This window comes from Naumannella halotolerans, from assembly GCF_004364645.1.
Lineage (GTDB): Bacteria > Actinomycetota > Actinomycetes > Propionibacteriales > Propionibacteriaceae > Naumannella > Naumannella halotolerans.
Window position 1 is genome coordinate 384,371 of record NZ_SOAW01000002.1, and the last position, 12,245, is coordinate 396,615.

At 68.9% G+C, this 12,245-nt stretch carries 12 protein-coding genes; 5 read left to right on the forward strand and 7 right to left on the reverse strand.

Translation table 11 applies throughout. The features are described 5' to 3' along the window. Positions 1 to 88: 88 nt before the first annotated feature. Positions 89 to 871 carry an SDR family NAD(P)-dependent oxidoreductase gene (locus CLV29_RS12940; protein ID WP_424991535.1) on the reverse strand — a complete coding sequence of 261 codons (783 nt, stop codon included), beginning with the start codon at positions 869 to 871 and terminating at the stop codon, positions 89 to 91. Positions 872 to 955: 84 nt separating this feature from the next. On the opposite strand from CLV29_RS12940, the gene CLV29_RS12945 reads away from it, so the two are divergent. Further along, positions 956 to 2,335, forward strand: coding sequence for an FAD-binding oxidoreductase (locus CLV29_RS12945; protein WP_133755494.1), 1,380 nt, complete (start codon positions 956 to 958; stop codon positions 2,333 to 2,335). A gap of 169 nt (positions 2,336 to 2,504) precedes the next feature. Next, positions 2,505 to 4,037, forward strand: a complete 1,533-nt coding sequence (locus tag CLV29_RS12950; protein ID WP_133755495.1) for an Hsp70 family protein — start codon at positions 2,505 to 2,507, stop codon at positions 4,035 to 4,037. On the opposite strand, the gene CLV29_RS12955 is transcribed toward CLV29_RS12950, so the two are convergent. Then, complete coding sequence (locus CLV29_RS12955) at positions 4,038 to 4,628, reverse strand: antibiotic biosynthesis monooxygenase (protein WP_133755496.1); 591 nt, start codon at positions 4,626 to 4,628, stop codon at positions 4,038 to 4,040. A 155-nt stretch (positions 4,629 to 4,783) separates the two neighbouring features. On the opposite strand from CLV29_RS12955, the gene CLV29_RS12960 reads away from it, so the two are divergent. Beyond that, positions 4,784 to 6,016 (forward strand): acyl-CoA dehydrogenase family protein, encoded by a 1,233-nt coding sequence (locus CLV29_RS12960; protein WP_243831924.1) that lies wholly within the window; start codon positions 4,784 to 4,786, stop codon positions 6,014 to 6,016. Positions 6,017 to 6,066: 50 nt separating this feature from the next. Here CLV29_RS12960 and panC read toward each other — a convergent pair whose 3' ends face one another. The 3 genes from panC to CLV29_RS12975 form a co-directional block, all read right to left on the reverse strand. Then, on the reverse strand, positions 6,067 to 6,927 hold the full coding sequence (panC, locus tag CLV29_RS12965; protein ID WP_133755497.1) for a pantoate--beta-alanine ligase: 861 nt from the start codon (positions 6,925 to 6,927) through the stop codon (positions 6,067 to 6,069). A 70-nt stretch (positions 6,928 to 6,997) separates the two neighbouring features. Beyond that, positions 6,998 to 7,630, reverse strand: a complete 633-nt coding sequence (locus CLV29_RS12970) for a hypothetical protein (protein ID WP_133755498.1) — start codon at positions 7,628 to 7,630, stop codon at positions 6,998 to 7,000. 169 nt (positions 7,631 to 7,799) lie between these two features. Further along, positions 7,800 to 8,081, reverse strand: coding sequence for a hypothetical protein (locus tag CLV29_RS12975; protein ID WP_133755499.1), 282 nt, complete (start codon positions 8,079 to 8,081; stop codon positions 7,800 to 7,802). A 186-nt stretch (positions 8,082 to 8,267) separates the two neighbouring features. Here CLV29_RS12975 and CLV29_RS12980 point away from each other — a divergent pair, with 186 nt between their 5' ends. Continuing rightward, entirely contained in the window at positions 8,268 to 9,110 is an 843-nt protein-coding gene (locus CLV29_RS12980) for an MOSC domain-containing protein (RefSeq protein WP_133755500.1), read from the forward strand. A 45-nt stretch (positions 9,111 to 9,155) separates the two neighbouring features. Then, on the forward strand, positions 9,156 to 9,848 hold the full coding sequence (locus tag CLV29_RS17080; protein ID WP_279586489.1) for a peptidylprolyl isomerase: 693 nt from the start codon (positions 9,156 to 9,158) through the stop codon (positions 9,846 to 9,848). Between the two features lie 36 nt (positions 9,849 to 9,884). Here CLV29_RS17080 and CLV29_RS12990 read toward each other — a convergent pair whose 3' ends face one another. Then, positions 9,885 to 10,907 carry a homocysteine S-methyltransferase family protein gene (locus tag CLV29_RS12990; protein ID WP_133755502.1) on the reverse strand — a complete coding sequence of 341 codons (1,023 nt, stop codon included), beginning with the start codon at positions 10,905 to 10,907 and terminating at the stop codon, positions 9,885 to 9,887. A gap of 29 nt (positions 10,908 to 10,936) precedes the next feature. Further along, positions 10,937 to 12,139, reverse strand: coding sequence for an NAD(P)/FAD-dependent oxidoreductase (locus tag CLV29_RS12995; protein WP_166649271.1), 1,203 nt, complete (start codon positions 12,137 to 12,139; stop codon positions 10,937 to 10,939). Positions 12,140 to 12,245 lie beyond the last annotated feature (106 nt).

Genomic DNA, 12,245 nt, shown 5'->3' on the forward strand with positions numbered 1-12,245 from the left:
TTGTGGGGTTCCCACAGCTGTGGTCGGATCCCGGCGGCGAGTGCCGGTGACCGATTGGCGACAACTGACAGACCGAGGGCTGTGCAGATCACTCGCGAGCGGAGCTGAGTTTGCGTGACAGCCAGCGGATCCCGGCCCGTGGTGCGTGCCGGGCGATCTGGATCGCGGCGGCCCACTGCGGTGTGGGTACGGAGATGATCTTCCCGGCGGCGGCGTCACGGAGGCATTCGGCGACCAGCCGGTCGGCGTCGACGAAGACCGCCTCGGGCAGTTTGGAGGCATCCACACCTGCCCGGTCGTGGAACTCGGTGTGCACCCAGCCGGGCGCCAGTGCGGTGACCGTGACCCCCGTACCGCGCAACTGGTTCGCCAATGCCTCGCTGTAGACGGTGGTCCAGGACTTGATCGCGGAGTAGTTGCCGGTGGTGATCCAACCGGCGGTGGAGGAGACGTTGATGATGATCCCGCCGCCGTTGGCCCGCAGTTGCCGGGCGGCTGCGGCGCTGAGCACCATGACGCTGCGGATCATCACCTCGAAGGCACGATCGTGCAGCGCCTGGTCGGGGGTGACCAGCTCACCCGGCAGCCCGAATCCGGCGTTGTTGATGACCATGTCGACACCGCTCGTGCCGGTGTCCTCGATCCGGGCAGCCACGGTCTCGACCTGGTCCCGGTCGGCCAGATCGGCAGGCAGGGTCTCAACCCGGACGCCGTAGGCCGAGCTCAGTTCCTGTTGGGCCCGGGCCAACCGGGAGGAGTCGCGGGCGACCAGGACCAGGTCGACTCCGCGGGCGGCGAGGGCTCGGGCGAAGGCGGCCCCGATGCCGGAGGTACCACCGGTGATCAGGGCGCGTCGGATGGGCAGGCTCACCGGTCCACCGTAGCCAGTGATCACCCCGCAGGCGGAAACCGAAGCCGCTTTCGGGTGACTTCGCCGGCGGCATACGGTCGAGGGATGGACACGTTGATCGAGGACCTGCTGGCCGTTCTCCCCGCTGAGAAATTGCTCACCGATCTCGACGGGTTGGACGGGTATGCCCATGACGACGCCGAGTGGGCGCCGTGGGAGCTGCCGGTCTGTTTCGTCCGTGCGCGCAGCGCCGAGGATGTCCAGGCCGTGGTACGGGTCTGTCTCCGACATGGGGTGCCGGTGGTCGCCCGCGGAGCCGGTACCGGTCTTTCCGGCGGGGCGAATGCGATGGCCGGTTCGGTGGTCGTCCTGCTGGAGCAGCTGAATCGGGTGCTGGAGATCAACGAACTCGAGCGGTACGCGGTGGTCCAGCCCGGTGTGATCAACGACGATCTGCGGGCCGCGGTCGCCGAACACGGCCTGTGGTACCCGCCGGATCCGGCCAGTTCGCCGTGGTCGACCATCGGCGGCAATGTCGCCACCAATGCCGGTGGTGTGTGCTGTGTGAAGTACGGCGTGACCCGGGACTACGTCCTGGAGGTGCAACTGGTGACCGGTACCGGTGAACTGGTCCGGTTGGGCCGGCGTACCGCCAAGGGAGTCGCCGGGTACGACCTGGCCGGGTTGATCGTCGGCTCCGAGGGCACGCTCGGCATCGTCACCGAGGTCACCCTGCGGCTGCGGCCCGAGCGGCCCGCCGAACAGACCGTGGCCGGACATTTCGACTCCCTGACCGCCGCCGGGGAAGCCGTGCGCGAAGTGGCCGCTGCCGGGCTCACCCCGTCGGCCCTGGAACTGGTGGACCGTACCTGTCTGCAGGCGGTCGATGACTGGAAGAACATGGGATTGGCGGCCGAAGCGGCGGTGGTCCTGCTCGGCCGCGTCGACACCCCCGGTCCGGCCGGGGACCGGGAGGCGGCCGAACTGCTCGACGCCTTCGAACGCGGCGGAGCCACCTGGGCAGCCCGCAGCTCCGACACCGCGGAGGGAGATGCGCTCTTCGCTGCCCGGCGGCTGGCCTACCCGGCTCTCGAACGCCTGGGCCCGGTGCTCACCGAGGACGTCTGCGTACCGAAGGCCGCGGTGCCGTCGATGCTGTCCCGGATCGAACGGATCGGCCGGGAACGCGATGTGGTGATCGCCAACATCGCCCACGCCGGCGACGGCAATCTGCATCCGTTGTTGATCGTCCCGGCTGGTGATGACGCTGCCCGGGAACGGGCACAGCTGGCCTTCGCCGACATCATCGACGCCGCCCTGGCTGCCGGCGGCACGGTCACCGGCGAGCACGGTGTCGGTTTGCTGAAGCGTGACGGCCTGGTCGCCGAGCTGTCCGATCCGGTGCTCGCGATGCATCGTGCGGTGAAGACTGCGCTGGATCCGCAGGGGATCTTCAACCCGGGCAAGGTGGTCGAGACCGCATGACCCCCGATCGCGGTGGCCGACGGTGCCCGGGCCCTGGATCCGCACCGACCGCGGGGTTTCGGGGGCACAACGGTCCGGTGAACTCGCCGTGCACCGCACAGGAGTGTTGCTAGCGTCGGAGCCGGACGGTAACCCGCTGCCCACCTCACAGCTGACGCAGGAGATCGAGATGCGCCTCGGCATCGACTTCGGTACCACTCGCACCGTCGTGGCCTGGGCCGACCGGGGAAACTACCCGGTGGTCGAGTTCGACGACGCATTCGGTGACGCCGTCGATCACCTCCCGACCGTCGCCGCCTGGACCGAGCACGGCCCGGTCTTCGGGTTCGCCGCACTTGCCGCAGCGCGTACCGGCGCGCCGCAGGTGCGCTCGTTCAAACGACTGCTGACCGATCCCGAGCTGGGCTTCGATTCCGAGGTCGCGTTCGGTCACCGACGGATCCGGCTGGTCGAGTTGATCACCGGTTTCGCCGCCGTGCTCAACCGGTCGTTGCGGGTCTCGTCGAGCCTGTCCCCGATCGAGGAATCCGAACCCCTGCAGGTGATGCTGGGTGTCCCGGCCCAGGCCTCCACGGCACAGCGGATGATCACCCTGGAAGCCCTCACCCGCGCCGGGTTCACCGTCGAGGGCATGATCAACGAGCCGAGTGCTGCCGCCTTCGAGTACAGCCACCGCTATCCCCGTACGCTCACCTCGCGGCGCAGCGATGTGATCGTCTTCGACCTCGGCGGGGGCACCTTCGACGCCTCCCTGGTCCGGGTGGAGGGCCGGGACCACCGGATCCTCGCCTCGGTCGGCGATCCCCGGTTGGGCGGGGACGACTTCGATCAGGTGCTGGCCGGGCTCGCCGCGGAGGCCGGCGGTACGCAGGTCGGCCCCGGTTCGGAAGCGGAGTTGCTCGACGATGCGCGGGCGGCCAAGGAACAGATCGCACCGCAGACCAAGCGGGTGACCCTGGAGGTGGCCGAGCAGCCGGTCACCGTGGCGGTCGACGACTTCTACCGGGCGGCCGGTCCGCTGGTGGAGCGGGCCGTGCAGGTGATGGAACCACTGCTCGGTGGGTCCGGCCCGGTGAGCACCGAGGAGACCGAACTGGCCGGGATCTACCTGGTCGGTGGGGCATCGGGGCTGCCGCTGGTTCCGCGCACCCTGCGGGAACGGTTCGGCCGCCGGGTGCACCGCTCACCGCATGCCAGCGGCTCCACCGCGATCGGGTTGGCGATCGCTGCGGACCCGGACTCCGGATATCGGCTGTTCGACAAGCTGACTCGCGGGATCGGCGTCTTCCGCGAGGCCGAGGGGGGCAAGGCGATCGCCTTCGACCTGGTCGTGGCCGGTTCGACCGAACTGCCCGAACCCGGGGACGAGTTGGTGATCACCCGGCGCTACCGGGCGGCCCACGACCTCGGCCACTTCCGGTTCGTGGAGGTCGCCGGTGTGGACGGTGCCGGTGAACCGGTCGGCGACCTCTCACCGCTGGCCGAGCTCACCGTGCCCTTCGATCCGCGGCTGCGTGACGGCCGGGATCTTGCCGAACATCAGCCTTCGCGGACCAGCGGGGGCCCGCAGGTGGAGGAGCGGTACCGGATCGACGCCAATCGGGTGGTCGAGATCCGGGTCACCGACCTGGACACCGGTTATCACGTGGAGGCCGTGCTGGGTGGCACCGGAGCACCGTCGTCGGTGCCCCGGCCGGCCTGATCACATCGACGGCTCCCGGCCACGCAGCAGCCACGGCCGGAAGGCGCGGGTGACGAACGGCAGGATCCAGAAGACCATGATCGGCGTCAACAGCGCAGTGGTCAGCAGCAGCCGGGGGAACAGCGGCAACGTCGCGTACCCGGGTACGAAACCGAGCACGAAGGTGAAGAGCAGGTTCATCGGGAAGAAGCCGAGCCAGACCACCACCGCCTGCTTCCAGCGCGGAGGCACCGGCTCGGCCTGCATCATCTGCACGTGTTCACCCGGCAGCACCACACCGTCGATCGAGTCGAACCATCCCTCGATCCCGGTCCGCCGTTCGATCTTGGACTCCTGGGCGAAGTTGGCCCCGGCCTCCACCCAGATCCGGCGTTCCTCGCTGGCCTCCCAGGCGTGCAGGGTGTCGGCGTCGGCGAACCGGTAGAGCATGTACCAGGTCTCACTGCCCGGAGCCGCCTGCACCCAGCCCGAACCGAGGAAACCCGGATAGTGGGTGGCCAGGTCGATGCCCTGGCGTACCCAACTGAGCGCGTAACGCTCCATCACAGGGTCCACGGTCCGCTCGATGGCGACGGTGATCGGTTCGGCCATGACGTTAGTCTGCTCGGCCGACCGGGTCGACATGCCGAGACCGGACGTGACCTGTGCCTCCTCGCGGCCGTGGGCGAGGTTGGTCGCGTCAAGACGGCGGCAGGGGTGTGATAGAACGTGTCGGTCGATGATCAATGAGGATTCGGAGCAGGCGCATGAGCTCGGAACAGACGATGGGCTCGGAACAGACGATGGGCTCGGAACAGACGATGGGCTCGGAACAGACAATGGGCGACGTCATCGGCCCACGCGATCTGTACGACGAAGATCATCGGGACTTCGCCGCCACGGTCCGGGCATTCGTGGACAGACAGGTCGCGCCCCACGCCGAGCGGTGGGATGGTGCCGGCCGGGTCGATCGCGAGTTGTTCGCCCGCGCCGCGGAGGCCGGGATCCTCGGGATGTCGATCCCGCAGGAGTACGGCGGTCTCGGCCTGGATGACTTCCGTTTCAACGCCGCCATGGCCGATGAGCTCGGGCACCACCCGGTGTCCTCCGGGATGGGCGGGATCGCCTTGGAGAACGACATCGTGATCCCGTACTTCACCGGGTTGACCACCGAGGAACAGAAGCAGCGCTGGCTGCCCGGGATCGCCGCCGGGGAGACGATCGTGGCGGTGGCCATGACCGAACCCGGCACCGGCAGCGACCTCTCCGGAATCCGGACCAAGGCGGCCCGCGACGGTGATCACTACATCGTCGACGGGGCGAAGACCTTCATCTCCAACGGCCAGAACGCCGATCTGGTCGTCACCGCCGTCCGTACCGGAGAGCATCCCCACCGGGGGATCAGCCTGTTGGTCGTGGAGGCCGATGCCGAGGGTTTCTCCCGCGGGCGGCAGTTGGCCAAGATCGGCTTGCACGCCCAGGACACCAGTGAGTTGATCTTCGACCGGGTACGGGTGCCGGCCGCGAACCTCCTCGGAGCCGAGGGCGAGGGTTTCCTCGGTCTGATGCGGAACCTGCCGCAGGAGCGGCTGTCGATCGCGGTGGCAGCGGTGGCGGCCTCCGAAGGTGTGCTGATGCGCACCCTGGAGTACGTAAAGGAGCGCAAGGCCTTCGGCCAGCCGATCGGCAGTTTCCAGAACACCCGGTTCGAGCTGGCCGAGATGGTCACCGCCGTGCGGGCGACCCGGGCCCATGTCGACAATTGCGTCCGCAGGCAGGTCGCGCATGACCTGAGTCCGGAGGATGCCGCCGGGGTGAAGTTCCTCGCCACCGAGCAGCTGAACAACGTGGTCGGTCGCTGTCTGCAACTGCACGGAGGGTACGGCTACATGCGCGAGTACCGGATCGCCCGCGACTACGAGGATGCCCGGATCACCACGATCTACGGCGGTACCACCGAGATCATGAAGGAAATCGTCGGCCGCGGCCTCGGCCTGTGACCCGCTGACTGGTGTTGTCCGGTGAGCTGGGTCGGCTCAGGGGACCCGGCTCAGGGGAGAAGGGTGAGGTTGTCGATCAACCGCACCTCACCGACCTCGGCGGCGATCGCGGCCAGCACCGGGCGGTCGATGCTGCTCACCGGTTCGAGGGTCCGGGGATCGACCAGCGCGAAGTACTCCAGGGACACCCCGGACAGCACCGTGGTGGCCGCGGCGATGATCGTTTCCGGATCGGTGGTGCCACCGGCCACCAGTTCGGCGGCGATGTCCAGCGACTGTTTGAGCGTCAGTGCCCGCTGCCGCTCGCTGGGACTGAGCCTGCTGTTGCGACTGGACAGGGCAAGGCCGTCGGGATCACGGATCGTCGGACAGGTTTCGATCCGGATGCCGAAGTCGAGATCGCGGACCAGTTGGGCGATCACCAGCGCCTGCTGGGCGTCCTTGCGCCCGAAGTAGGCCACATCGGGCCGGCACATGTTGAACAGTTTGCTGACCACGGTGGTCACCCCGTGGAAATGCCCGGAGCCCCGGTGGGCACCCTCCAGGGTCTCCACCAGCGGGCCGCGCAGGCGTACCTCGGCACCGAAACCGGCGGGATAGACCTCGTCGGTGGCTGGGGCGAAGACGAGGTCGGCGCCGGCGTCGGCGACCAGTTGCAGATCCGCCTCCTCGGTGCGCGGGTACGCCTGCAGATCGCTCGCCCGGTCGAACTGTCGGGGGTTGACGAAGATCGAGACCACGACCAGGTCACATTCGGCGCGTGCCCGATCCATCAGCGACCGATGACCCTGGTGCAGCGCGCCCATGGTCGGCACCAGGCCGATTCGCTGCCCGGCCCGCCGGGTCGGCGCCAGTGCCTCGCGCAGGGCATCGACCGTGCGGATCACGGTCGGGCGGTTGGTCTGCTCCACTGCGTCACCGTAACCGCTCGAGCAACCGGGGCCGGAACCGCGTCGGTGTGACCCGAACCCGGCCGACCCGTCACCGGGATCGGTTCGGGCCGGCGTACTCCCGGTGCAGCGCCTGCAACACCGGCAGCAGGCGTGGTGCCGGACCGTAGAGCGGATTCAGCATCAGCGTCCGCTCACCCAACAGCGTCCGATCGGTGTCGCGGAGCCACCGGGAGAACCGGTTGTCCGGCCCCGCCTGCTGGACGGCTTGCCACGCCTGCGGGGTGAGCCGGAAGAGCACCCGGCGGTAACGCGGGCCCGGCCAGCGGGGTTGGTAGGTGACCTCGGTGAACTCCTCGTAATCCGGCCAGCCGAGACTCGTCGTGGTCTGCCATTCACCGCGCCGACGTACCTGTTCGGAGATCCCGCTGCGGTCCAGCCGGAGTCGGATCGGTCTGTGCAGGAGGCGCGCGGCGCCGGCCAGACAGAACAGCGAGGCGGTGAGGATCAGCAGGGCCATGGCGCCGGTGGCGACCACTTCGCCGAGGGTCATCGCGCCGGTGGCGCGGCCCTCGGCCATCGCCGAACCCATGGCGAGCACGCAGACGAGCAGGAACAGTCCGACGACCAGGAACAGGAGCGGGCGAGCGCGCCCGACGGTGCGAATCACCGGCCTTCCGGCACGAACCTCGGACAGGGCGGTCTCGGCGGTCGGCAATGGCACCACACGACGATAGCCGGAGCGCTCGGGAGGTCGTGAGGGGAGGCCGCTCTACCAGTCCGTTCCGCAGGATCCGTACCCAAGAGTCCGGTTTGGCTGCGTTTGCTGCGGAACGGATTCGAGGGGTACGCGGGCAAGCTCAGGTACGCAGGGACCTCATGTACACAAGGCCTCAGGTACGCAGGGCGCTGACGGCGAAGATCCAGGCCAGGCTGCCGAGCCCCGACATCATCCCGACGACCATGAATGCCACCGGTACCGGGCCGGGGTCGATGCTGCCGGTGCTGGTCATCGCCAGTCCGATGATCGAGATGACGAAGGCGATCGGCGCCAGCGCGCCGATACCGACGAGCCACAGCGCCAGCGGATGGGGCTTCTTCTCCTGCCGTTCGGTTCCTGAATCGGTGGATGCCGGAACCTGCTGCGCATCGTTCGGATCGATGATGGTGGCCATGTCGAACCCTCCGTAGGACGATCCATGGTGTGGTCTGCGCCATGGGGTTCGAGGTGTTGCCCTCTACTTCCACGATAGGACCCGTTGCGGGGATTGCAAAGAGGATCGAGGAACCCGAGCTGTGATCCCGGAGGCACCGGCCGGCAGCGGGAGATCAATGCCGGGCGGGAGGGCTAGGCTCGAACCATGCAGGTGACCGGGATCCACGCCTATCCCCTGAAATCGGGACGTGCGCGCCCGTTGCCGGCGGCGCAGGTCGAGCCCTGGGGCCTGCGGGGTGATCGCCGGTGGACGGTGATCGATGCCGACGGGGAGAAGGTCTCCGCCCGGACCGATCCTCGACTGTTCCTGATCGATGCCGAGACCTCGGAGTTCGACGACCTCGACGACGCCCTTCGACTGAGCGCCGACGGACACCCCGACCTGCTGCTGGACACCCCGCAGGGCCCGGTCGTCGAGGTCACCATCCACGGTTCTCCGGCACCGGCGATCCATGCCGGTGCCCGGGCCGATGCTTGGATCGGTGCCGTCCTGGGGCGCGAGGACGTCTCGCTCGTCTGGTGCCCCGACCCGACCGTTCGGACCCTGGATCCCGAACACAGTGAGCCCGGTGATGCGACCGCCTACGCCGACGGGTTCCCGGTACTGCTGGCGACCGAGGCGTCCTTGCGGCAACTGAACGCCTGGGTGGCCGAGACCGCCCGCGAACGTGGGCAGCAGCCGACCGAGGTACCGATGGCGCGCTTCCGGCCGAACATCGTGATCGACGGGGAGGTGCCCTTCGCCGAGGACGACTGGTCGCAGGTGATCATCGGCGAGGGGCCGGACGCGCTGGTCCTGCGCAGCAACAGCCCCTGCAAGCGATGTGTGATGACCACCGTCGACCCGCTCAGCCTGGAACGCGGACCGGAGCCGATCCGTACCCTCGCCCGGCATCGACGCGGACTCGGCGGGACCCTCTTCGCGATCAACCTGGTACCGGCCGCGGCCGGCCGGATCGCGCTCGGCGACCGCGTCACCGTGCGCTGAGCGGCGGAATCGCCGCACCCGCGGCAGCCGAATACGATGCACCCCATGAAGAAGTTGCTCCCGCTCGTTGCCGTACCCCTTTTCGCCCTGACCGCCTGCGGCGGTGGAGGTACGGAGACGACGGCCGGCGGCCCGGCCACGGCCGACGGGTCCACCTCCGCGGCGGCCGGCGCCTGCGCGTACACACCGAGCGGGCAGCCGAGCACGGTCGAACTGCCCCCGGCCGATCCGACCGTCTCCGGCGAGGTGCCGGCGACGCTGACCATCGGTGCTGACGGCTCCGATCACGAGCTCGGCCTGGAGCTGGATGCCGCCGCGGCCCCCTGCACGGTCAACTCCTTCGTCTCCCTGGCCGAACAGGGCTACTACGACGGTACGAGCTGTCACCGGCTCACCACCCAGGGGATCTTCGTCCTGCAGTGCGGCGACCCCACCGGCACCGGCACCGGCGGGCCGGGGTACACCATCCCCGACGAGTTCCGCGACGACATGACCTACGGCCCGGGCACCCTGGCCATGGCCAACACCGGTCATGCCGATTCCGGCGGCTCCCAGTTCTTCATCGTCTACGCCGGTGAGGACTCCCAGCTGCCGCCGCAGTACACCGTCTTCGGACAGATCACCGAGGGCCTGGAGGAGTTGCAGGGCTTCGCCGAGCAGGGCACCACCGACGGCAGCGGTGACGGCACTCCCGCGGTCGAGGTCACCTTGGAGTCCTTCACCTTCCCCGAGGCCTGACCGGCCCGGTCGGGTCCGTCCGGGCGATCGGCGGGGTCAGTTCTGCCAGTTGTCCATCCGCTGCTCCTCGCTGCCGAGGACCGGGTGCAACTCCATGGCCGGGCTGTACCGGCTGGCCGGGGTCTGTCGGCCCAGGGCCTCGGCCATCGCCCGCACGTGGTGCGGTCCGCCGCCGCAGCAGACGCCGAGGTAGTTGACGCCGATCTCGGCGGCCCGGCGGGCGAAATCGGCCAGCTCGAACCGGCTCAGCGAGACCGACTCGAGTTGGATCGGGAAGGCGCGATCACCATTGGGCAGGGTCAGCGATTCGAAGGCCGGCACCGCCTCGGTCGTCCGGTACGGCACCGGCAGCGCCGCGATCGGGGTGTCGGTGGCCGCCCGGATCCGTTCCAGCAGCGGCAGCATCGTCACCGGTCCTCGGCTGCAGTTCAGCCCGACCACGGCAGCACCGGCATCGGCCAGCCGTTGCACGGCCTCGACATAGCCGTACCCGTCATAGGTCTCCTCGGGCCGCACGCTGGCGAAGTTCACCACCGCCGGCAGGGAGAACTCTTGGCAGACCTGCAGGGCGATCTCGGCCTCGCCGACGAAGTCGTTGGTCTCGGCGATCACCAGGTCGATTCCCTCCTCGACGGCCCAGGAGAGCTGCTCGCGGTACTGGGCACGGACCAGCTCACCGGTACGGACCGGATCGGCCGGGTCGTAGGACCAGGTGTTGCAGATGTTGCCGGCGACCAGCGCGCCGCCTTCGGCGGCGACCTCATTGGCCAGCCGGACCGCTTGCCGGTTCATCTCCTCCAGCTGGCCGTCGCGGCCGACATCCTTCAACTTCTCCCGGTGGGCGTAGTAGGTCAGCGCGACCATTACCTCCGAACCGGCCCGGAGGAACTCGCGGTGCAACTGCCGCACCGCCTCCGGGGCGTCCAGGACGACCTCGGGTACGTAGGGGCCGGCCTTGATGTAACCCCGGCGTTCGAGTTCGAAGACGTAGCCTTCGGCGCCGAGCACGATGCCGGCCTCGAGCCGGTCGAGGAAGCTGGTCGGGGACGGGCGGTTCATGGTGGTGCCTTTCGCAGGTACGGCGACCGTTAGCGGAATCGTGCCGGGTCGAAGCGGGTGAGGTCGTCCTCGGCCCGGTCCCCGGCGGCCAGCCGGGCCAGGGTACGTCCGACCCACGGGGAGAACTTGTAGCCGGTGCCGCGCCAGCCGACGCCGATCCAGACCCCGGGTTGACCGGGTACCGGTCCGAGCACGAAGTCGTCGTCGGCGACCAGGTCGTAGTCGCACTGGTCGACCACCGTCACCGGGGTGCGTTCGGCACCGGCCAGTCCGGGCATCACCTGCTCGACGAAATCTCCGACGCTGTTGATCGAGGTTTCGGCGGTGTCCAGATCCGGCGGGTTGTAGTAGCCGATCTTCACCGCGTCGATCACCCCGTCGACGATCGGGTGCAGGTAGATACCGGTGTCCAGGTAGGCGATCACCGGCATCCGTTCGGCGGTGTACTGCGCGCGTTCGGCCGGCGCCGGGGTGTAGTAGAAGGCTTCGCTGGGACGGTCCTTGGTGATCGGTACCCGCAGCCGATTGTCCGGCAGCAGGTCGAGTACGTCATTGCTGCCGTGGCCGGCGGTGATCACCACCGAGCCGGTGTGCCAGACCTGTTCTGCCGCAGCCGAGGTGTCGGTGCCGACCACCTGCACACCGTCCGGTCCGGGAATGATCTTGGTCGGTACGGTGTGCTCGAGCACCGGCACACCGGCGGCTCGCAGGTCGCTCAGCAGCGCGGTGGTGACCGAGGCCAGATCGGCCAGTCCGCCGGCGGGATCGAGGAAACCCTCGTCGGCGCGCAGGTAGGGGAACCGCTCGCTCAGCTGCGCGGTGTCCAGTTCCTCGGCGGCGATGCCCAGCTCGGTCATCACCTGCTGGGTCCGGTGGCCGTAGGTGGCCGGCAGGTCCGGTGTCACCTGTGCGGAGGCGATGTTCATGCAGCCGCAGCGGACCAGGGCGCGGGTGCCGGTGGCGGCCTCGAAGTCGGCCCACAGGTCGATCGCCCGCTCGGCCAGTCCGACGTAGAGGGGGTCGAGGTAGTCGCGGCGGTAGGAACGGGTACGGCCGAAGGACGCGGTTGCCGGGTCGCCGACCGTACCGGCCTCCAGCACCACGACCGAGCGTCCCTCCCGGGCAGCGTTCCAGGCGGTGAACAGACCCATCACGCCACCGCCGATGATCACCAGGTCCACCCGGTCCTGATCGGCCGGGGATGTGGTCGGTTCTGCGGCTGGGTTCGCCATGGTTCTCCTGCTCGACATCGGGGTGACCGGGTGGCCACCGGGGTCCACTGTAGGACTCGGCGCCGACCCGGTGGGCTCACCGGCAGGAGATGGACACCGGGCCGCG